Source organism: Myceligenerans pegani, assembly GCF_014892515.1.
GTDB classification, from domain to species: domain Bacteria; phylum Actinomycetota; class Actinomycetes; order Actinomycetales; family Cellulomonadaceae; genus Myceligenerans; species Myceligenerans pegani.
In genome coordinates, this window is record NZ_JADBGR010000104.1 from 63,360 (window position 1) to 83,397 (window position 20,038).

At 72.4% G+C, this 20,038-nt stretch carries 18 protein-coding genes; 14 read left to right on the top strand and 4 right to left on the bottom strand.

The genetic code is table 11. The annotated features are described in order from the left end of the window. Nucleotides 1–4 precede the first annotated feature (4 nt). Nucleotides 5–796, bottom strand: a complete 792-nt coding sequence (locus IIE03_RS18235; RefSeq protein WP_192864188.1) for an NAD-dependent epimerase/dehydratase family protein — start codon at nt 794–796, stop codon at nt 5–7. Nucleotides 797–922: 126 nt separating this feature from the next. Here IIE03_RS18235 and IIE03_RS18240 point away from each other — a divergent pair, with 126 nt between their 5' ends. Genes IIE03_RS18240 through IIE03_RS18270 form a run of 7 tightly spaced genes read left to right on the top strand, consistent with a single transcriptional unit; the run spans nt 923 to nt 8,153 of the window. Next, nucleotides 923–2,254, top strand: a complete 1,332-nt coding sequence (locus tag IIE03_RS18240; protein WP_192864189.1) for an ABC transporter substrate-binding protein — start codon at nt 923–925, stop codon at nt 2,252–2,254. Continuing rightward, the gene (locus IIE03_RS18245; RefSeq protein ID WP_192864190.1) at nt 2,251–3,138 is read left to right on the top strand and encodes a carbohydrate ABC transporter permease; all 888 of its coding nucleotides are present in this window, start codon (nt 2,251–2,253) and stop codon (nt 3,136–3,138) included. The genes IIE03_RS18240 and IIE03_RS18245 overlap by 4 nt, the downstream gene beginning before the upstream one ends. Continuing rightward, a complete protein-coding gene (locus IIE03_RS18250; RefSeq protein WP_192864191.1) occupies nt 3,135–4,046 on the top strand; it encodes a carbohydrate ABC transporter permease in 912 nt (303 codons plus the stop codon). Before IIE03_RS18245 ends, IIE03_RS18250 begins: the two co-directional genes overlap by 4 nt. 2 nt (nt 4,047–4,048) lie before the next feature. Next, a complete protein-coding gene (locus tag IIE03_RS18255; RefSeq protein WP_192864192.1) occupies nt 4,049–5,299 on the top strand; it encodes an enolase C-terminal domain-like protein in 1,251 nt (416 codons plus the stop codon). 29 nt (nt 5,300–5,328) lie between these two features. Continuing rightward, nucleotides 5,329–6,285, top strand: coding sequence for a 5-dehydro-4-deoxyglucarate dehydratase (locus tag IIE03_RS18260; protein WP_318843062.1), 957 nt, complete (start codon nt 5,329–5,331; stop codon nt 6,283–6,285). Next, nucleotides 6,282–7,739: an aldehyde dehydrogenase (NADP(+)) gene (locus IIE03_RS18265; protein ID WP_192864194.1), complete on the top strand. Its 1,458-nt coding sequence runs from the start codon at nt 6,282–6,284 to the stop codon at nt 7,737–7,739. The genes IIE03_RS18260 and IIE03_RS18265 overlap by 4 nt, the downstream gene beginning before the upstream one ends. Before the next feature lie 12 nt (nt 7,740–7,751). Then, nucleotides 7,752–8,153, top strand: coding sequence for a VOC family protein (locus IIE03_RS18270; protein ID WP_192864195.1), 402 nt, complete (start codon nt 7,752–7,754; stop codon nt 8,151–8,153). 57 nt (nt 8,154–8,210) lie between these two features. Here the strand turns inward: IIE03_RS18270 and IIE03_RS18275 are convergent, their stop codons facing one another. Beyond that, a complete protein-coding gene (locus IIE03_RS18275) occupies nt 8,211–9,149 on the bottom strand; it encodes a ribokinase (protein WP_192864196.1) in 939 nt (312 codons plus the stop codon). A gap of 105 nt (nt 9,150–9,254) precedes the next feature. On the opposite strand from IIE03_RS18275, the gene IIE03_RS18280 reads away from it, so the two are divergent. Genes IIE03_RS18280 through IIE03_RS26830 form a run of 3 tightly spaced genes read left to right on the top strand, consistent with a single transcriptional unit; the run spans nt 9,255 to nt 11,546 of the window. Continuing rightward, complete coding sequence (locus IIE03_RS18280; protein ID WP_192864197.1) at nt 9,255–9,923, top strand: phosphoribosyltransferase; 669 nt, start codon at nt 9,255–9,257, stop codon at nt 9,921–9,923. A 43-nt stretch (nt 9,924–9,966) separates the two neighbouring features. Beyond that, on the top strand, nt 9,967–10,557 hold the full coding sequence (locus IIE03_RS18285) for an isochorismatase family protein (RefSeq protein WP_192864198.1): 591 nt from the start codon (nt 9,967–9,969) through the stop codon (nt 10,555–10,557). Continuing rightward, entirely contained in the window at nt 10,554–11,546 is a 993-nt protein-coding gene (locus IIE03_RS26830; protein WP_192864199.1) for a GlxA family transcriptional regulator, read from the top strand. The genes IIE03_RS18285 and IIE03_RS26830 overlap by 4 nt, the downstream gene beginning before the upstream one ends. Before the next feature lie 65 nt (nt 11,547–11,611). Here IIE03_RS26830 and IIE03_RS26835 read toward each other — a convergent pair whose 3' ends face one another. Both IIE03_RS26835 and IIE03_RS18300 read right to left on the bottom strand, forming a co-directional pair. Further along, entirely contained in the window at nt 11,612–12,346 is a 735-nt protein-coding gene (locus tag IIE03_RS26835) for a response regulator (RefSeq protein WP_192864200.1), read from the bottom strand. Next, a complete protein-coding gene (locus tag IIE03_RS18300; RefSeq protein WP_192864201.1) occupies nt 12,343–13,863 on the bottom strand; it encodes a sensor histidine kinase in 1,521 nt (506 codons plus the stop codon). The genes IIE03_RS26835 and IIE03_RS18300 overlap by 4 nt, the downstream gene beginning before the upstream one ends. A gap of 115 nt (nt 13,864–13,978) precedes the next feature. Between IIE03_RS18300 and IIE03_RS18305 the strand changes: the two genes are divergently transcribed. Genes IIE03_RS18305 through IIE03_RS18320 form a run of 4 tightly spaced genes read left to right on the top strand, consistent with a single transcriptional unit; the run spans nt 13,979 to nt 19,937 of the window. Continuing rightward, nucleotides 13,979–15,580, top strand: a complete 1,602-nt coding sequence (locus IIE03_RS18305) for a D-alanyl-D-alanine carboxypeptidase family protein (RefSeq protein ID WP_192864202.1) — start codon at nt 13,979–13,981, stop codon at nt 15,578–15,580. Between the two features lie 37 nt (nt 15,581–15,617). Beyond that, nucleotides 15,618–16,739: a phosphate ABC transporter permease subunit PstC gene (gene pstC, locus IIE03_RS18310; protein ID WP_192864203.1), complete on the top strand. Its 1,122-nt coding sequence runs from the start codon at nt 15,618–15,620 to the stop codon at nt 16,737–16,739. 16 nt (nt 16,740–16,755) lie between these two features. Then, nucleotides 16,756–18,105 (top strand): PstA family ABC transporter permease, encoded by a 1,350-nt coding sequence (locus tag IIE03_RS18315; RefSeq protein ID WP_192864204.1) that lies wholly within the window; start codon nt 16,756–16,758, stop codon nt 18,103–18,105. Then, nucleotides 18,102–19,937, top strand: coding sequence for a phosphate ABC transporter substrate-binding protein PstS (locus IIE03_RS18320; RefSeq protein WP_192864205.1), 1,836 nt, complete (start codon nt 18,102–18,104; stop codon nt 19,935–19,937). The genes IIE03_RS18315 and IIE03_RS18320 overlap by 4 nt, the downstream gene beginning before the upstream one ends. Nucleotides 19,938–20,038: the final 101 nt, after the last annotated feature.

Here is a 20,038-nt window from a genome sequence, read left to right on the forward strand (position 1 = left end):
CCGGTCACCATGCCACCCCCAGCGGGTGGGACGCATCGGCGAAAGCGCCGCCGATCAGCCCGTTGCCGGCGTCGTCGGGCATGGCGAACCGAGCGGCGTACTCCTCGGCGTCGTCCTCGGGCTCGTATCCGATCGCCCGGCCCGGTTCCAGGGAGAACCAGCGTCGCGTGTTGCGTGAGACGGCCCAGACCGGGTGGGCGCCCGGAACCGTGTGGCCGGCCGTCGCCTCGACGAGCCGGACCAGGTCGGGGAAGGACAACCACGTCGCCAGCGACCGGGGGGACGACGGAGCGGGCTCGACCGTCCCGATGCGGGCCAGGGTGAGAACGAGGTCGTGCCGGTCGGCGAAGGCCGAGGCGAGACCTTCGATCGCCACCTTGCTGACCCCGTAGTAGGAGTCGGGACGGGACGGGAGGCTCTCCACGCGCCGGGACGGGATCGGCCAGAACCCCACCACGTGGGTCGAGCTGGCGATGAGCGCGTGCCGGACGTCTGCGCGCACCATCGCCTCGAGCAGGGTTCGTGTGCCGTCGATGTTGGCGTGCGCGATGTCGGACCACGGCCGTTCGCGGCTGAACCCGCCGAGGTGGATCACCATGTCGACCCCGCGCAGTGCGTCCTGGACGGCCGCGGCGTCGGTCAGATCCGCGCGGATCGCGACCTCGCCGGTGCCGGCGCGGACCGGCGCGACGTCGAGAAGCACCAGGTCAGCTCCTCGGTCCCGCAGGATCGGCCGGATCCCCGCGGCTGCCGCCCCCGCCGCCCCCGTGATCAGGTATCGCCGTCGTCTCGCCACCCGCGGACCTCCTCGTCCTCTCCGGAACAGTTGACACCATCTTGAAGGCGATCCTACTGTACGGACACGTTCGACGACACGAATATGTCTGCATATGTGAATGGGAGTTCAACGGTGAATTCACGAATGACACGAATGGCACGTCTCGGCGCGGGTGCCGCCGTCGGGGCCCTGGCCGTCGCCGGCCTCGCGGCGTGCTCCGCGGGCGGATCCGGCAACGGCGACGCGGACGGGTCGATCGAGATCTGGACGCGCAGCGCGGAGGAGTCGGCAGCGAGCTACCAGTTCGCGTTCGACGCCTTCACGGAGCAGACCGGCATCGAGATCGACTACCAGCCCGTGCAGGAGTTCGACACGCAGCTGCAGGCGCGGGCCCAGCAAGGGGATCTGCCCGACCTGTTCATCAACGACGCGGGATCCCTCGGCAACTACGTCGAGCAAGGGCTGGTCCTCCCCGTCGACCCGCAGGCGATCGACGGCGGCGACCAGATCCCCCAGTCCACCTGGGACGAGAACATCGGCGCGGACGGCAGCGTGTACGGCGTGCCGTTCTCCCGGCAGGCCAACATCACCGTCGTCCGCCGTGACTGGCGGGAGGCGCTCGGCATCGACGCCCCCGAGACCTGGGAGGATCTGACCGCGCTCGCCGAGGCGTTCGCGACCGAGGACCCCGACGGCAACGGAGAGGACGACACCTACGGGATGGTCGTCCCCGGTTCCGCGCAGAGCGGCTACATCTTCCGGTGGGGTGTGCCCTACATCTGGCAGGCCGGCGGCGACATCCTCCAGGACAACGGGGACGGGACGTTCGCTGCCGTCTTCGACTCCCCGGAGACCGTCACCGCGATCGAGTGGATCCAGGAGCAGTTCTGCACGCCGGGCGTCGTGGTCCCCGGATCGGTCAACCTGACGACCGCGGACACGCCCTTCTTCGGCGAGGGGACCGCCGGGATCTATCTCACCGGCCCCTACAACCTGTCGACGTTCGACAACCTGGTGGGCCGGGACAACGTCGAGATCGTGCCGATGCCGGCCGGCCCGGCCGGAACCACATCCTTCTCCGAGGGGGAGAACATCTACTTCGGCGCGAGCTCCGACAAGGCCGACCTCCAGCGGCAGCTCGCCGAGTTCCTCATCACCCCGGAGGCGCAGGAACTCATGATGAAGGCCGAGGCGAACGACGCCGGGGTCACTGCCCAGCCGGTCGTGCGGATCCCCGTCAACGAGAACGTCGACGTCGGAGCCGTCAAGGACGACGAGCGATGGAACCTCGTCGCCGACGCCTACGCGGACTCGAAGCACTTCCCGTGGTCGATCGACTTCCTGCCCTACCGGCAGATCGTCGCCGACGGGATGAACGCCGTCGCCGCCGACTGCCAGGCCGACGCCGCCGCAGGGGTGAGCGAGGTCCAGGCCCAGCTGGTCGCGCAGCTCGAGGCCGACGGTCTGGCCGGATGAGGACGGTCTCGGCCCGGCGCGTCCGCCGGGGGCTCGTCCCGTGGCTCTTCCTGGCGCCGGGTCTGCTGCTGGCGTTCCTGTTCAAGTTCGGGCCGATGCTCGAGGGCATTCGGATGAGCTTCTTCAAGGTTCAGGTCTTCCTCGGCGACGAGTGGCTCGGCCTGGGTAACTACGTCACCGTCCTGAGCGATCCGCGGTTCGTCGACGCGCTGGGGCACACGCTCCTGCTGGCGGTCGGGACCACCCTCGGCGCGCTGGTCATCGGCGGTGCGCTCGCCCTCCTCATGGAGGGCACCTCGTGCCGGCTCTGGTTCGTCCGCACGGCGGTGTTCCTCCCCGTCGTCACCGCGGTCGCCGTCATCGGCGAGGTCTGGCGGGTCATCCTCTTCCCCACCGAGAGCGGCTTCGCCAACCAGGTGCTCGGCGCGCTCGGGCTGCCCGCGCAGCAGTTCCTCAGCGACCCGGACACCGCGCTGTTCTGGGTCATGGTCGTCGGGATCTGGACGGCCGCCCCCTACAACATGGTCATCATCCTCGCGGGCCTGGTCGGGATCGACCGCACGCTCTACGAGGCGGCGGCGGTCGACGGCGTCAGCATCGCCCAGCGCATGCGCCACATCGTCCTACCGGCCCTGCGGCCCGCCGTCAGCGTCGTCCTCACGCTCGCCGCGATCCGGGCGCTGCGGATCTTCACCGAGGTGTACGTGCTGACCGGCGGAGGGCCGGCGGGGGCCACCGAGGTGTGGATGACGCGGACGTTCTCGCTCGGATTCGACGCCAACGACCTCGGCGTCGCCTCGGCGGCCTCCGTTCTGCTGCTGCTGGCGACGCTGACGCTGACCCTGGTCGCGCGGATCGCGACCCGCCGGAAGGAGCTGGCATGACCACCCTCGACGAGAAGCTCGTCGTCCGGCGTGACCGGCGCGTGGCCGACGGCCGCTTCGACAGCGCGCTCGGCTGGGAGCCGGGGTTCCGCGCGTCGAACGTGCTGCGGTTCGTCCTGTGCGCGGTGGTGCTGTGCGTCTTCGCGGTGCCGTTCGTCCTGGTGCTCTCCGGGGCGTTCGACGGCCAGAACGACTCGACCGCCCTGCGGCTCGTCCCCGCCGAGCCCTCCCTGGCCGCCGTCGCCACGGCGATCGACCGCGGCGTGCTCGGCTACTTCTGGAACTCGCTGGTGATCGTCGGCGGCGGACTCGTCCTGCAGATCACCGTGGCGATCCTCGTCTCCTACGCCCTGGCGCGCCACCGGTTCCGGGGCCAGGCCGTGGCCATGATGCTCTTCCTGATCACGATGATGCTGCCCGAGGAGATCATCGCGATCCCGCTGTCGCAGGTGATCGGTGACGTCGCCGGTACGGGCATCAGCCTGCGGGGAACGCCCTGGGGAGTGATCCTGCCGGTCGCCGTCTGGGGGTTCTCGATCCTCGTCATGACCGAGTTCATGAAGGAGATCCCGCGCGAGATCGAGGAAGCCGCCCGGCTGGACGGCGTCGGTGAGCTGCGGATGCTGTGGACCATCATCCTGCCGCTGTCCAGGCCCGTGCTCGGCGTCGTGACGATCTTCGGCTTCATGATGATCTGGGACCAGTACCTGCTGCCTCTCATCGCTGCCGACACACCTGACGACTACACGCTCACCGTCGCGCTCAGCGTGCTGCGCGTCGACGCCCGGACGGGCTCGGGAGTCCTGCTCGTCGGGGCGCTCCTTGCCCTCCTGCCGAGCCTGATCATCTACCTGCTGATGCAACGGTCCCTGATCCGCGGCATCGCGTCCGGAGCAACGAAGGGCTGACCATGATCATCCGAGACCTCGTCGTCACGCCGATCGCCTTCAGCGATCCTCCGCTGCTCAACGCCGACGGCGTCCACGAGCCGCTGGCCCTGCGCACGATCGTCCAGCTCGTCGTCGACGGCGGCGTGATCGGGCTGGGCGAGGGCGGCGGAGGGGCCGCCGTGGCCGCCCGGGTCGAGCAGGTCCGGCGGGCCGTCGTCGGGCTGTCCGTCTTCGACCTCAACGGGATCGAGGCCGCCGTCGACGCGGAGCTCGGGGGAGACGACGGTCCGCTGAGCCGCCGCGAGCGCCGGGTGGTGTACTCGATGCTCGACGTGGCGGCCCACGACGCGCAGGGCAAGCTCACCGGGCTCCCGGTCGCCGAGCTGCTGGGCGGGCGGGTCCGCGACCGGGTGCCGTACTCGGCGTACCTGTTCTACAAGTGGGCGGGGCATCCTCGGTCGGCGGACGTGGACGACGCCGAGCCCGACACCTGGGGTGCCGCCCTCGACGCGGCGGGCATCGTCGACCAGGCCCGCGCACTCGTGGACCGGTACGGCTTCGGGTCGATCAAGCTGAAGGGCGGTGTCTTCCCTCCGGCCGAGGAGATCGCCGCCGTGCGCGCCCTCCGGGAAGCCTTTCCTGGTCTCCCGCTGCGGATCGATCCCAACGGTGCCTGGACGCACGAGACCGCGGTGCGCGTGGCCCGCGAGCTCGACGGGGTGCTCGAGTACCTCGAGGACCCGGTCCTCGGCATCGACGGCATGGCCGCCGTGGCCCGCGAGGTGAGTCAGCCGCTGGCGACGAACATGTGCGTGGTGTCCTTCGAGCAGCTCGCCGAGGCGTTCTCGAAGGACGCGGTCCAGATCGTGCTCTCGGACCACCACTACTGGGGCGGGCTGCGGCACACCCGGGAGCTGGCGGCGATCTGCGGCCACTGGGGAGTCGGGGTCTCGATGCACTCGAACTCCCATCTGGGGATCTCGCTCGCGGCGATGACGCACGTCGCCGCCGCGACGCCCGAGCTCACCTACGCCTGCGACACGCACTACCCGTGGAACGGTGCCGAGGACGTCGTGCGCTCCGGAGCACTGGAGATCACCGGTGGCGCCGTCACGGTTCCCGACGCCCCGGGTCTCGGCGTCGTGCTCGACGAGGCCGCTCTCGAACGACAGCACCGCGTCTACGTCGACTCCGGCCGGTCGGTCCGGGACGACGCCGGGTACATGCGGTGCTTCGACCCCACCTACTCGTCCGCTCTCCCGAGGTACTGATCGTGATGCCCTTCACCAACGAACCGGCCGTGTCCCGATCCGTCCCGGCGGACGACGGCCTCCTGCCGCCGTTGACGCGCGCCCTCTTCTTCCCCGTGACGCCGTTCGACGAGCACGACCGCGTCGACGAGGACGTCCTGGCCCGGCACGTCGCCGACGGCGTGGAGGCCGGTGCGGGCGCGACGTTCGTCGCGTGCGGCACCGGCGAGTTCCACGCCCTGTCCGTCGACGAGTACCGGACCGTCGTCCGGGCGGGCATCGACGCGGCTCGCCGGACGCGCCGCGTCGGGCGGCTCACCGCCGCCGTCGCCGGGGTCGGCGGGCCCGTCGGCCACGCCCGTCAGTGCGCGCGCCTCGCACAGGACGCCGGCGCCGAGGCACTGCTCGTGATGCCGCCGTACCTCGTCGCCGCGCCGCAGAGCGGGATCGTGCGCTACGTCGAGGCGGTGGCCGAGGCGACCGACCTGCCGCTGATCGCCTACCACCGTGCCAACGCGCGCCTCACGGAGGAATCGGTGCTGCGGCTGCTGGACAGCCCGCAGGTGGCCGGGATCAAGGACGGCGTGGGAGACGTGGCCCTCATGCAGCGGTTCGTCCTCGCCGCCCGCCGCCTGGGGCGCGACGACGTGCAGTTCTTCAACGGGCTGCTCACCGCGGAGTCGAGCCAGCTCGCCTACCGGGCGATCGGCGTACCCCTGTACTCCTCGGCCACGTTCGCCATGGCGCCCACCATCGCCAACGCGTTCTACGACGCCTACATGACCGACGACGCCACGACCCAGCAGGAGCTCCTGGACGGCTTCTTCACACCCCTGGTACGGCTGCGCGACGAGACGCCGGGGTTCGCGGTCTCGCTGATCAAGGCAGGCCTGCGGCTCCGAGGTATGCCCGTCGGGTCCGTGCGCGCACCCCTCGTCGACCCCAGCCCCGCCCAGGCCGCCGCCCTCGCCAGGATCCTGGCGAGGGGAGAGGAGATCGCCGCATGAGCCCCGCCCGTCCGGATGTCACCGACATCGCCGACGTCGTTCCCGGCCGCGAGGTCAAGGCCGCCGTACGCCGCACCACCCGGCCGGAGCGCGCCCGGTGGCTGCGAGCCGTCGCCGATGCGCTCGACGAGGCCCGTGACGAGCTGGTTGCCGTCGCCGCCCGCGAGACCGGCCTGCCGACCGGCCGGCTGTACGGCGAGGTGGCGCGCACCACGGGACAGCTGCGGCTGTTCGCCGACGTCGTCCTCGAGGGCGGCTACCTCGAGGCGACCATCGACCACGCGGTTCGGGATGCCACGCAGCCCCGCCCCGATCTGCGCCGCTGGCTCGTGCCGGTGGGAACCGTCGCCGTCTACTCCGCGTCGAACTTCCCCTTCGCGTTCTCCGTCGCCGGCGGCGACACCGCATCCGCCCTCGCGGCGGGCTGCCCCGTGGTGGTCAAGGCCCACCCGGGCCACGGGTCGACGTCCCGCCGCACGGCCCGGATCGTCACCGCGGCCCTGCATGACGCCGGAGCGCCCGACGGACTCTTCGGCCTCGTCGAGGGATTCGAGGCCGGCATCTCGCTGATCGAGCATCCGGACGTCGACGCCGGCGCCTTCACCGGCTCGGTCCGCGGCGGCCGGGCGCTCGCCGACCGGGCCGCGGGCCGGACGCGACCGATCCCGTTCTACGGGGAACTGGGCAGCATCAACCCGGTCGTGGTCACCGAGGCCGCCGACGACGCACACGGCGCGGCTCTCGCGGCCGGCCTCGCCTCCTCCTTCACGCTGGGCGTCGGACAGTTCTGCACCAAGCCGGGAGTCGTCCTCGTCCCAACCGGGTCGAAGCTCGCCGCGGCGCTGCCCGGCCTCGTCGAGCCGGGCGCCATGCCGATGCTGACGGACACGATCGCCGCGGCATACGTTGCCGGGACCCGCCGGCTCGCCGGGGTCGAGGGCGTCGCCGAGGTCCTCGCGCCCGACGGGCCCGGCTCGCCGGCCGTCTACTCGGTCGGCGCGGAGCGCTTCGCCGCCGCGGCCGACGTGCTGACCGAGGAGGTCTTCGGCCCGGCCACCGTACTGGTCACGTACGACGGCGCGGACGAGCTCCAGGCCGCGGTGGACGCGCTGCCCGGATCGCTCACGGCGACGATCCACGGGACCGCGGACGACGACCTGGCGGACCTCGCCGACCAGCTGTCCACCCGGGCGGGCCGGGTGCTGTTCGACGGATGGCCCACGGGCGTGGCCGTCACGTGGGCGCAGCACCACGGCGGGCCCTGGCCGGCGACCAACACGCAGCACACCTCCGTCGGCGCCACCGCGCTGCGTCGCTTCCTGCGCCCGGTCGTCTACCAGGACGCACCCGAGCACCTCCTGCCGCCGGAACTGCGGGACGACAGCACGGTGCCGCGCCGGGTCGACGGCGCGCTCGTCGCCCGAAAACAGCTCGGGTCACTCCCCGCTCCGTGACATGATCGGCCGGTGCTGAAACTCACCGACTTCATCATCGACTGCCCGGACCCGATGGCGCTCGCGGCCTTCTACTCGCGGGTGACGGGCCGCGCGGTCAAGGAGGACAGCGACGACAGCTGGGCGGGCATCCGATTCGGCGAGATCGAGCTGGCCTTCCAGCGGGTCGAGAACTACACCCCGCCGACGTGGCCCGGCGACGAGCATCCCAAGCAGTACCACCTCGACTTCGAGGTGGACGACGTCGAGGCCGAACAGCGCCGCGTCGTCGAGCTCGGCGCGACGCTCCAGAAGGACTTCATCGGGGACGAGGGCTACGGCTGGCGGGTCTACACCGACCCGGTCGGACACCCCTTCTGCCTGTGCCGCAACCGTCGAGTCGTCTGGCGCGACGGCGAACCGGTCGGGCTCTGAGACCTGCACCGGGGTGACCCGTGGCACCAGGGTTCCGGCGCGGCGGGTTCCCTCGACTCATGAGCGAGTGGACCTCGTAGCGCCACCCGTACCCACCCTCCGCGCGAGCGCCGCCTCGATCTCCGCGCGGTAGGGCATCGCCGGCGCCGCGCCGGGGCGGGTGACGGCGATGGCGGCCGCGGCCGTCGCGGCGCGCACGGCGTCGTCGAGCACCGCACCCTCCACGAGCCGGGCGACGAGCACGCCGACGAAGGTGTCCCCGGCCCCCGTCGTGTCCACGGCGTCGACGGCGACGGCCTCGACCGTCGCGAGGATCCCGCCTTCGCGCGCGACGAGCGCCCCGCGCGGCCCGCGCGTCACGATCACGGTGCCCACCCGTTCGCTGAGGTGCCGCGCGGCCCCCTCGACGTCCGCCGCCCCGGACAGCCCGAGCGCCTCCGGTTCGTTGGGCACGAGGACGTCGACGAGCGGCAGGAGGCGCGCGGCGGCGCCGTCGACCGGGGCGGGGGTCAGCACGGTCCGGACGCCCGCCGCGCGCGCCGCGGAGAGCGCTCGCTCGACGAGGGCGAGCGGGCGCTCGAGCTGCACGACGAGCGCCGACGCGCCGGCGATCGCCGCGCGGTCCCCGTCGGTGAGCTCGTCCTCGCCGTTCGCGCCGGCGACGATCACGATGCCGTTCTCGCCGTCCGCGAGCACGCTCACCTGCGCGATCCCGGTGGGCTGCGCGGAGGTCCGGAGGTGTGCGGTGGCGATGCCCTCGGCCTCGAGGAACGCGCGGAGCTCCCGGCCGAAGCCGTCGTCGCCCACGGCGCCGGCGAACGTGACCTCGGCGCCCGCGCGGCGCGCGGCGACGGCCTGGTTCAGCCCCTTCCCGCCGGCTCCCGTCGCGAATCCGGTCCCCGCGATCGTCTCGCCGGGCGCGGGGAGGCGCGGCTGTCGCGTGACGAGGTCCATGTTGGCGCTGCCGAGCACCACGATCGGTCCGGTGGGAGTCATCCGTTTCCTCTCTCGGGCGGGTGCGGCCATTCTCGTCGACGCGGCCCCCGGGGCTGTCCGCCGCAGGGCTCGGCGATAGGCTGGGAGGGAGGACACGAGGCGACGATGTTGTTCGACGATCGCACCGACGCGGGGCGCCGGCTGGCCCGGCGCCTGGAGGCCCTGCGCGCCGACGACGTCGTGGTGCTCGGGTTGCCGCGCGGCGGAGTTCCCGTCGCGTTCGAGGTCGCGCGGGAGCTGGGCGCCCCGCTGGACGTCATCGTCGTCCGGAAGCTCGGGGTGCCGCACCGGCCCGAGTACGCGGTGGGCGCGATCGGCGAGGGCGACGTCCGGGTGCTCAACGACGAGGTCTGGCGCCACGTGGGCATGGACGCCGAGGAACTCGCCGACGTCGAGCGCGCCGAACGCACCGAGCTGTCGCGCCGCGTGAAGCGGTTCCGGGGAGAGCACGAACGGATCGCGCTCACGGACCGGACCGCGCTGATCGTCGACGACGGCATGGCCACCGGGGCCACTGCCCGCGCGGCCTGCCAGGTGGCCCGGGCACAGGGAGCTCGCCGCGTCGTCCTCGCGGTGCCGGTCGGGGCGGCCGACGCCGTCCGCTCGCTGCGGGGTGACGCCGACGACGTCGTGTGCCTGGCGGAGCCGGCGAGGTTCATGGCCGTCGGCCAGTGGTACGGCGACTTCGGGCAGACACAGGACAGCGAGGTCGCCGAGCTGCTCGACCGGGCCAGAAGCCGGGGCGAGACCGGATCCGTCCGCCCCGCGACCTGATCGGGCCTCCCGCCGGCGCACGGCCCCGGCACAGACTGGGGCCATGAACCGAGCACTGCGAGCACTGATCGTCATCGACGTCCAGGAGTCCTTCCGGGTCCGCCCGCTGTGGGCCCAGACCCTCAACCCGGGCGTCGCGGAGCCTGTCAACCGGCTCGTCTCCCTGGCCCGCGCGGCCGGCGACCTCGTGGTCTGGGTGCTGCACACCGAGCCCGGGTCAGGCACCCCGTTCGATCCCGAGTCCGGCCACGTCCGGCTGCTCGAGGAACTGAACGAACCCCTGCCCGGCGAGCCGGTGCTGCGGAAGACCTCCCACAACGCCTTCACCACGACCAACCTGCAGCAGATCCTCACCACCCACGGCGTGACCGAACTGCGCGTCTGCGGCATCCGGGCCGAGCAGTGCGTGGAGACGACCACGCGCGTCGGCTCCGACCTCGGCTACGACATGACGTTCGTCGGCGACGCGACGAGCACGGACCCGCTCGGTCCGTTCAGCGCGGCCGACATCCTCGAACGCACCGAGGCCGTGCTCCGCGACCGCTTCGCGCGCATCGCCACCGTCGCGGAGCTCGAGGCGGAGGCCGGCCGGACCCCCGGAGCCGCCGCCGAGGTGGCAGCATCGGCCACGTGACCACCGTCGTCTTCCTCCTCCTGCCCGGGGTGCACCTGCTCGACCTGGCGGGCCCCGCCCAGGCGTTCTTCACCGCCGGAGACTTCGGCCACCGCTACGACCTGCACTACGTCGCGGGATCCGGGGACGACGCCGGCAGGGGGCGCGGTCGGGGAGTCGGCACCGGAGCGGGTGACGAACCCGTGCCCGACGCCGGAGTGGTGGCCTCCGCACAGGGCCTCCCGCTGGTCGCCGGGGCCGAATGGCCGAGCCTCGGCCCGGACGACCTCGTCGTCGTCCCCGGCTGGCGCGTCGGGGACGACCATCACGCCTGGCCGCACCTGAGCGCCCCGATGCGCGAGCGGCTCGCGGCGCACCACGCGGCGGGCGGCACCGTCGCCAGCGTCTGCGCGGGCTCGGACGCGCTCGGCCAGGCCGGGCTGCTCGACGGGCGCCGCTGCACCACCCACCACGCCGTGCAGGACGCGCTCGCCGCCCGGTACCCGCGGGCGCGTGTCGTACGGGACGTCCTGTTCACCACCGATGGCGGCGTGGTCACCTCCGCCGGCATCGCCAGCGGGATCGACCTCTCGCTGCACCTGCTCGCCATGCGCCACGGCCCGGCGCTCGCGGCGCGGGTGGCCCGGGAGATGGTGGTCCACGCCCGCCGGAACGGGGTCGAGCCGCAGGCCAGCGCGATGCTGCGACACCGGTCGCACGTCGACGACACGGTCCACCGCGTCCAGGACCACATCGACGCGCACTTCGCGCGGACCCTCCCGCTCGCCGACCTGGCCGCCCACGCCGGCGTCGCCGAGCGGACGCTGACCAGATCGTTCACCCGCGCCACCGGGCTCACGCCCCTGCGCTACCAGCAGCTCCTGCGGCGGGAACGTGCCGAGCACCTCATCGGCCACGGCGCCACCGTCGAGTCGGCGGCCCGGACCGTCGGGTTCCAGGACCCGAGGATGCTGCGCCGTCTCCGTAGCCGGGCGGGTGGAAGCCGGTAGCGCACCGAGCCGCGCGGGAGCGCCGACCTGACCGTGGCACGGCGCCGGTGACGTGGTCGTGTCGATCAGGGATTGAGCCCGTGCTGGTAGGCCCAGATGGCGAGCTGCGTACGGTCGCGCGTCCCGGTCTTGTCGAGCATGTTGCCGATGTGCCACTTCACGGTGTTCTCGCCGAGGCTGAGCCGGGTGGCGATCTGCTTGTTGCTCAGCCCTTCCGCGAGGGCGGCGACCACCTCCAGCTCCCGGTCCGTGAGCAGGTCGGCGATGCTCTCGCCGGCTGCGCCGCCCGCGCCGGCCGCGCCGCCCGGGCCGGGATCGGCGGGATCGCCGGTGGGGGCAGCCGGTTCCGGAGAGCCCTCGCGGCGGGTGCGCCCGCTGCTGCGCGCGTACTCGGCCAGCAGCCGTTCCCGGACGGCCGGCGACTGCAGGGCGCTCGCGTTGACGGCCGCGCGGATCGCGGCCGGGATGTCGCCGGGGTTCTTCTTGAGCAAGTAGCCGACGGCCCCGCGCTCGAACGCGCCGTAGAGGTATTCATCCAGGTGGAAGGTGGTGAACACGAGCACCGGGATGGGGTCGGTCACGCCCGGGCCGCTCAGCGCCTCGATCGCGTCCAAGCCGCCACCGCCGGGCATCCGCAGGTCCATGAGCACGACGTCGGGCCGAAGCGTGCGGGCCAGGCGCACGGCGTCGGCCCCGTTGCTCGCCTCGCCGACGACGCGGATGTCGTCGGTGGTCTCGAGCAGGAGGCGCAACGAACGGCGGACACTCCCTGCGTCGTCCACGACGAGCGTCGTGATCACGTGATCGCCTCTCCCTCACTCGTACCGGGCCTCGCCGGCGCCGGGGTCGGCGTGCGATACGGCGGGTGCGGCAGGAAGGCCTGCACGGCCCACCCCCCGCTGCGCCGGGGGCCGGTGCGCAGGCTACCGCCCACGGCGGCGAGCCGGTCGCGCATCCCCTCGATCCCGTAGCCGAGGCTCAGACTGTGCGACGCGGTCGCGCCACCGCCCGGATCGGTTCCCTCCGGGAAGGGGGGCGCCTCGTTCTCGACCCGCAGCAGAAGGCTGGAACCGTCGTCCGTGAGGGTCACGGTGATCTCCGTCCCCGGCGCGTGCTTGCGGGCGTTGCTCAGCGCCTCCTGCACCACACGGTAGGCGGTGTGGCTGCGCAGGGGCCCCAGCCGCTGGTCGATCTCCGCGAGCCCCGGGTCGTGCCGGAGGCTCACCCGGACACCGGTGGCGTCGTGGTGCTCGGCCGTCAGGCCGGCGACCTGCGCCACGGTGTGCTGGCCCGCGGCGTGCCCGGGCTGGTGCGACCCGGCGAGGGTGCGATCGTCGTGGCGCATGCGGGAGACCATGCGCTCGAAGCCCTGGTAGAGCCGCTCGCCCTCGTCGCGGATCTGGGCGATGAGGCGGGGGTCGGCCCCGACGCCGGACGCCGTGCTCGCCTCGGCCGCGGTGCTGAGCGTGAGGATCGCTGCGAGATGGGCCGACGACGTGTCGTGCAGCTCCTGGGCCACGGTGCGACGCGCGGCGGTGACGGCGTCCGCGGTCCGGTGCGCCTCGCGCCCCGCGATCTCGTGGGCCAGGGCGGCGATCCGCTCGGCGCGGTCGCGCAACTGCGCGTACCACGCGCCGAGGAACGCCGGGCCGGCGACGACGCCGACCCCGGTCAGCACGCACACCGCGACGACCGCCGGCGCCCGCCATCCGGGCGCGCCCGGCGTCGGGTGGAGCGCCTCGTCGGCGAGCAGCACCCCGGCCGTCGTCAGGACTATCACGCCGACGAAGGCGGCGCGACGGCGCCCGGACCGTTCGGCGGCGTAGCTGAAGACGGCCAGCAGCACACCCGGCTGGAGCAGGAGCGCGTCGGTTCCGCCGATCAGCATCGCGCCGAACCACAGCACGAGGGAGGCGAGGAGCGTCCCGAGAGCCTGGCGTCCCAGCCAGTGCAGCCAGAGCGCCTGGAAGGCGACCAGCAGGACGGTGGTCGCCACGCGCCAGTCCTCGCTCCGCGCGGTGTGCACGGCGCCGGTCTGGTCGAGCAGGGTGAACGCGCACAGGTAGGCGGCGATGTTGGCGGCGAACATGACGGCGACGACGTCACGCCCGATCCGCCGCGTCAGCCGGAGCGTCAGGGCGGGGCGATCACCGACCGCAGGGGGTTTTCGGCCCCCTCCTTTCGGGTGGTCCTCGCGCTCGCCGTGGCCTCGTCGGGCGGCGCCGACGCCCGTGGCCGCGGCGGGCAACGAGGCCAGGAATCGCGGATTCTCGCCGGTGCCGGGGCCGGCCCTCGGGCTCGTCCACCTCGCGTCCATCTCGACCTCGCCGTTCGTCTACCTGCTTGCCGTTTTCGCGTTGTTTGCCCGCCCGGTCAGCCCCTGACGATGATGCCACCGTCCGAACCGTTGCCGGGGAGAAAGGTGGCGTCCGATGACCCGCACCAGTGCCGACCGCGTGCCGGGCCGTGCTCGGCGGTCGTCGCGAGGCCTGCCCCGGCCCGCCACCCCACGGGCTCGGCTCGGCCGGGCAGCCCTGGCGGGCGGACTGAGCCTCGTCGTGATCGTGTCCACGGCGTCCCAGCCGTCGCCGGCCGCGCTCGCCGTGGCGTTCCCGGCCGGCTCGGCGCACGCCACGACGTCGGCGAGCGGGACGTTCCCGGCGGCCCCGCCGAAGGAGCAGGCGCCGTTGCGGCCGGTGGCGCACGTTCCGGCCGAGGCGCACGCCCCGGCGACCGGGCCCGAGGGGGCGGCGCTCGCACAGGTGCGGGCCGTGCTGGAGCATGCCGAACGCAGGATCGAGAAGCAGGGACGGCGTGCCGATCCCCGAGTGGTCCAGGCGGCCGGTGAGCTCGGCATGCTGTACTCCACCTTCCGGGCGCAGCAGGCCGCGGCGGACCGACCTCACGACGACGGTCGCCACGCCGGCGGCCACGCCGAGGCGGGCCGGCACGACCATGGCGACCCGGTCGAGCTCGACGACCTGGTGCGAGCAGCCAAGCGCCTGGCCGGCCTGCTGGACCGCGCGACACGGCGCGGCGACGACGGGGGAGCGGACCGGCGATCGGGCGCGCTGCGGACGAGTGTGATCGACGCGGTCCACCGGTACGCCGAGGAGGCGGCACGGTACGCGAACGGCCGCATTCCCGCGGACGTGCTGTGCGAACCGGACTTCGCGGCCGGCCACCTGCTGCGGTGCGACGCCGCCGCGGCGCTGGAAGGGCTGAACCGGAGGTTCGAGAAGCGTTTCGGGAAGCCGATCCCGATCACCGACTCCTACCGGTCGTACGCGGCGCAGGTCCGGCTCAAGAAGGTCAAGCCCTACCTGGCCGCGGTCCCGGGGACGTCGAACCACGGCTGGGGACTCGCGGTGGACCTGGGGGCACCGATCAACACCGGCCGCAGCGCCGAGTACCGGTGGCTGCGCGAGCACGGCCCGGCGTACGGGTGGGACAACCCGTCCTGGGCGCGCCTCGACGGGGTCAAGCCCGAGCCCTGGCACTTCGAGTTCTTCGCGTCCGCGATCGTGCTCGGCGGCCTGCTCGGCGACGCGACGACGGCCGGCGACGCCGCCCGTGCGCGGGACCGGCGGGGTGACGACGACACGAAGTCGTCCGGAGCCGGGGAGCCGGCCCGGAAGGACGACGCGGACGGCAGGCCGGCGCGGGACACGCAGAGAGACGACGAGGACGAGGCATCGCGACCGGCCGAGCCCGACGACGCGCCGTCGGGCGGCAGCGGGGACGGAGACACGGACGGCGGTGCCGATGGAACCGGGCCGCGCGACCCGGGGACCGCCGTCGGAACCCCGTCCCCGTCGCCCTCTCCGTCGCCGTCCCCGGACCCGACGCCCACCGACCCGACGACGACCCCATCCGACGACGACGCCACCTCCGATCCGACCGGATCGCCGACGCCGGAACCCAGCGACGAGCCGACGACCGGTCCCACCGAGACGGCGAGCGAGTCTCCGGACGAGGCGGCGGCCGACACGACCACGAGCTCCGCCGGCGCCGGCGAGATCACCGGGGGGTGACGGGACCCATGTCCGAGCCCGGCAGGAGGACCGCACGATGAGTACCGACGCCGACGAGAACTCCGGGGAACCGCGTGGCGGCTCAGCCGGTGTCCCGGGGGATGTCGCGGTCGCGGAACTGGAGAGACAGCGCAGGGAACTGCGCGAGCTCGGCCTGGAGACGTCTCCCGCCCCGCGTGACGCCCGCGTGGACCCGACCCGTCCGCTCGTGAGCCGCCGCGGTTGGCAGGACAACGTCTTCCGTGTGGCGGCCCACTCCGGCGGCACCCTGGTGCTCCTGATCATGACCCTCGTGGGCGTGTTCCTGCTGTGGCGCGGCTCGCAGGCGATCGACGCCGCCGGCTGGGACTTCGTCACGGAGCAGACCTTCGAGCCGGACAACGGCCGGTTCGGCATCGCGGCGGTCCTGTTCGGGACGATCGTCATCGGCGTGATCGCCCTGAGCGTCGCGGTCCCGCTGGCACTGCTCACCGCCACCTACATCTCCGAGTACGCCCCGCAAGGGATCAAGCGGTTCCTGATCGGTGTCGTCGACCTGATGGCCGCGATCCCGAGCGTCGTGTACGGGCTGTGGGGGGCCTTCTGGCTCGACGGGAACCTGCTGCCAGTGTCGGAGTGGATAAGTACCAACTTCGGGTGGATCCCCATCTTCGCCGTCCCGGCGTTCGACCCGGACGACCCGCTGGCCACGCCCACGGTGTTCACGGCGACGGCGTTCCTGGCCGGGCTCGTCGTCGCGATGATGGTCGCGCCGATCTCCACGTCGATCATGCGCGAGGTGTTCGACCAGGCGCCGGTGGGGGAGCGCGAAGGTGCCCTGGCACTAGGCGCGAGCAGGTGGGGCGTCATCCGGAACGTCGTCTACCCGTTCGGGGCCGGCGGCATCATCGGCGGCAGCATGCTGGGCCTCGGCCGCGCGCTCGGCGAGACCATCGCCGTCTTCATGGTGATCAGCCCGATCTACTACATCAACTGGCACATCCTCGGCACGGGCGGCAACTCGATCAGCGCGCTGATCGCCCTGCGCCACGGCGAGGCCAGCGACTTCGAGGTCTCCGCTCTCATGGCCGCCGGACTGGTGCTGTTCCTCATCACGATGCTCGTCAACTTCGTCGCCGGCTTCATCATCCAGCGCTCGCGTTCGGGCGCCGCGAGCTGACCAGGAGCGAGAGATCATGACCGCCACCGAGACACCCGCCGGTACACCCCGGACCCCGCGCCGTGCGGACCGGCCGGGCAGGTACACCCGCACTCACCTGCCGGGGCGGGACGGCCGCGTCGCCCCGCCCCCGCCTGAGACCCGGCGGGTCCTGTCGGGCCTGCAGCGGAAGGACGTGCTACGCGTCGTCGGCGCGGCGGCGGCCGGCATCGCGACGACGGAGTGGCTGTTCACCCAGGTGCTGCCCGTCCAGGGCGCGCTCCCGTTCGTGCTGATCTCGTACGTGTTCTTCCTGGGCTACTTCGTGATCCTGATCAGCTTCGACGACGATCGAGTCACCATCAAGGACCGCGTCGCGGGCGTCGTCATCCACTCGGGCGCCATCGTGCTGCTGCTGGCCCTGGCGGTGGTCGTTTCCTTCGCGCTCGCCGAGGGGGCACCGGCGTTCCTGAGGTTGAACTTCTGGACGCAGGACCTGTCGCTCGCCGGCCCGCTGGACCCGCTGACCGTCGGCGGCATGGTGCACGCCGCGGTCGGGACGCTGTTCATGATCACGCTGGCCCTGGCGATCTCGATCCCGCTCGGCGTGCTGACGGCGGTCTGCCTGGCGGAGTTCCCCAGCCCGTTCACGCGCATCGTCCGCACGGTGACCGAGGCGATGACGGCCTTGCCGTCCATCCTGTGCGGCCTGTTCATCCTGGCCACCTACGTGCTGATGTTCGGCCTGCCGCAGTCCGGGTTCGCCGCGGCGCTGGCGATCACGATCATGATCCTGCCGATCATCGTCCGGTCCGCCGACGTCGTCCTGCGCCTGGTGCCGCAGACGCTCAAGGAGGCGTCGTTCGCGATGGGCGCCAGTCACTGGGCGACGATCTGGCACGTGGTGCTGCCGACCAGCCGGTCGGGGCTGGCGACCGCGATCGTGCTCGGCACCGCGCGCGGCATCGGCGAGACCAGCCCGATCATGCTCGTCGCCGGGTACACCACCTACATGAACTGGAACCCGTTCACCGGGCCGATGGTCTCGCTGCCTTACGCGACGTTCACGCTCGTCCAGAGCCCGGAGCCGACGCAGATCGCGCGCGGGTTCGGCGCCGCGGCCGTGCTCATGGTGATGGTCTTCGGGCTGTTCGCCCTCGCGCGCGTGATCGGCGGCAAGGGCGCGGGACAGCTCAGCTCCCGCGGCGCAGCCCGCGCGCGTCGCGCCTCGGCGCGGCTCGCGGCGCGCTTCGGTCCCGTCGGCCTGGCTGCGGCAGGCGGGACGACGGCGGCCGAGCGCGAGGCGGCCGATGTGCATGCCATCAACGGCGGCCCGCATCCACAGAGACCCACCGATACCCCGACCGACAAGGAGACCGGACGATGACCACCATCACCGCGCAGCGCGCCCGGGTCGCGCGGGCACTCGTCGTCGTGCTGGGAATCGTGTTCGTGGTCCTGAGCGCGGTGGTCCCTGGGAACACGGCCACGGGAGCGCCGGCGGCCGAGCGGCCCGACGCCGCGCGGGCCGCTGTGCCCGCCGCCGTCGGGAATGTGCATGCCCCGATCAAGGGGGAAGGTTCCACCTGGTCGGCGAACGCACTGGACCAGTGGATCCGCAACGTGTGGAGCAACTATCAGTGGAAGATCACCTACAACCAGCAGGGCTCCACCGCGGGGCGCAACGCGTTCGCCAACGGCACCGCCGACTTCGGCGTCAGCGAGATCCCGTACGCCGTCAGCAACTCCAACGAGCAGGACCTGCGACCCCAGCGCGACTTCGCCTACATGCCCATCGTGGCCGGTGGCACGGCGTTCATGTACAACCTGCAAATCGGTGGCAAGCGGGTCACCAACCTGCGGCTGTCGGGCAACACCATCGCCAAGATCTTCACGGCCGAGATCACTCGCTGGAACGACCCGCAGATCAAGAAAGACAACCCGCTCCTGGCGCTGCCGGCCATCCCGATCGTGCCGGTCGTGCGATCCGACGGGTCCGGCGCGACGGCGCAGTTCTCGATCTGGATGCGGCAGGAGCAGACGGCGCTCTGGGACGCGTACTGCGAGAAGGCCGGCCGTCCGATGGTGAACGGGCACTGCGGCATCACGTCCAACTACCCGGTGGTGCCTGGGACGGGCTTCGTGTCTCGCGCCAAGTCGAACGGCGTGGCCAGCTACGTGGCGCAGTCCCACGCGGTGGGGGCCATCACGTTCGTCGAGTACTCCTACGCGCTGAACGCGAAATTTCCGGTGGCGAAGATGCTCAACGAGTCCGGCTACTACACGGAGCCGACGGCGCAGAACGTCGCGGTCGCGCTGCTGCGGGCCAAGATCAACCAGGACAAGAGCTCGCCGGACTACCTCACACAGAACCTCGAGGACGTGTACCGGTTCGGTGACCGGCGCGTGTACCCGCTGTCCAGCTACTCGTACATCATCCTGCCGACCTCGCGGGACGCCGGATTCACGCTGGACAAGGGACTCACCCTGGCCGACTTCGGCGCGTACTTCCTGTGCGAGGGGCAGCAGCAGGCCGACGTGCTCGGCTACTCACCCCTGCCGATCAACCTGGTCCAGGCCGGCCAGCAGCAGATCCGGAAGATCCCGGGTGGCGACCCGGTGATCAAGGGCATCCGCGACTGCAACAACCCGACGTTCTCGCCCGACGGCGGCAACCGGCTCGCCCAGACCGCGCCCTACCCGCCGGCGTGCGACCGGCAGGGCTCCACGCAGTGCCTCACGGGTACGGGCGGGGCCAAGGACACGTCGACGTCTCCGTCCGGGGGTGGCAGCAGTGATGGGCCGGACGACGCGAACGGCGGTTCGGGCGGCCCGGGCGATGCCGGCTCCGGCGGCCGCGACCCGGGCGACTCGGACGGCCCCGACGGTTCCGACGATGGTCCGGGCGGCTCGGGTGACGGCCCCGGCGGCGGCGCCGAAGGAGACGGGAACGGCGCTACCGAAGACGACCTCGTCGACGGGGGAGGAGACGCGGAGGTGGTGGACGACGCGGCCGTGGTCGAGCTCGTGTCCGCCACTCCGCAGTCGATTCCCCTGGCTGAGTCCGGGATCGTGCCGCGACTCACGATGGGCGGCTTGGGCCTGGCGATGATCGCCGGCGCGGTGCTGCCGCCGCTGCTCGGCAGGCGCGCCCGGCCGGTGCTACCCGGGCCGGCCGGGCTCGGGCGGCGCGGGCTTGCAGGAGGCGCCGCGTCGTGATTCTTGCGGGTGCTTCACAGGCGATTCTCCACGTGAAGAATCGTCTAGCGAGAAATCGCCTACGGAGCGCTCCGGGGGAATTCTTCCACGCGGGTGAAATT

Bases quoted from the DNA above. Each gene is read 5' to 3' on its own strand.
- IIE03_RS18285 (WP_192864198.1), top strand. From the start codon at position 9,967: ATGAACCGAGCACTGCGAGCACTGATCGTCATCGACGTCCAGGAGTCC.
- IIE03_RS18255 (WP_192864192.1), top strand. From the start codon at position 4,049: ATGATCATCCGAGACCTCGTCGTCACGCCGATCGCCTTCAGCGATCCT.
- IIE03_RS18265 (WP_192864194.1), top strand. From the start codon at position 6,282: ATGAGCCCCGCCCGTCCGGATGTCACCGACATCGCCGACGTCGTTCCC.
- IIE03_RS18250 (WP_192864191.1), top strand. From the start codon at position 3,135: ATGACCACCCTCGACGAGAAGCTCGTCGTCCGGCGTGACCGGCGCGTG.
- IIE03_RS18305 (WP_192864202.1), top strand. From the start codon at position 13,979: ATGACCCGCACCAGTGCCGACCGCGTGCCGGGCCGTGCTCGGCGGTCG.
- IIE03_RS18275 (WP_192864196.1), bottom strand. From the start codon at position 9,149: ATGACTCCCACCGGACCGATCGTGGTGCTCGGCAGCGCCAACATGGAC.
- pstC (WP_192864203.1), top strand. From the start codon at position 15,618: ATGAGTACCGACGCCGACGAGAACTCCGGGGAACCGCGTGGCGGCTCA.
- IIE03_RS18300 (WP_192864201.1), bottom strand. From the start codon at position 13,863: ATGGACGCGAGGTGGACGAGCCCGAGGGCCGGCCCCGGCACCGGCGAG.
- IIE03_RS18245 (WP_192864190.1), top strand. From the start codon at position 2,251: ATGAGGACGGTCTCGGCCCGGCGCGTCCGCCGGGGGCTCGTCCCGTGG.
- IIE03_RS18320 (WP_192864205.1), top strand. From the start codon at position 18,102: ATGACCACCATCACCGCGCAGCGCGCCCGGGTCGCGCGGGCACTCGTC.
- IIE03_RS18280 (WP_192864197.1), top strand. From the start codon at position 9,255: ATGTTGTTCGACGATCGCACCGACGCGGGGCGCCGGCTGGCCCGGCGC.
- IIE03_RS18315 (WP_192864204.1), top strand. From the start codon at position 16,756: ATGACCGCCACCGAGACACCCGCCGGTACACCCCGGACCCCGCGCCGT.
- IIE03_RS18240 (WP_192864189.1), top strand. From the start codon at position 923: ATGACACGAATGGCACGTCTCGGCGCGGGTGCCGCCGTCGGGGCCCTG.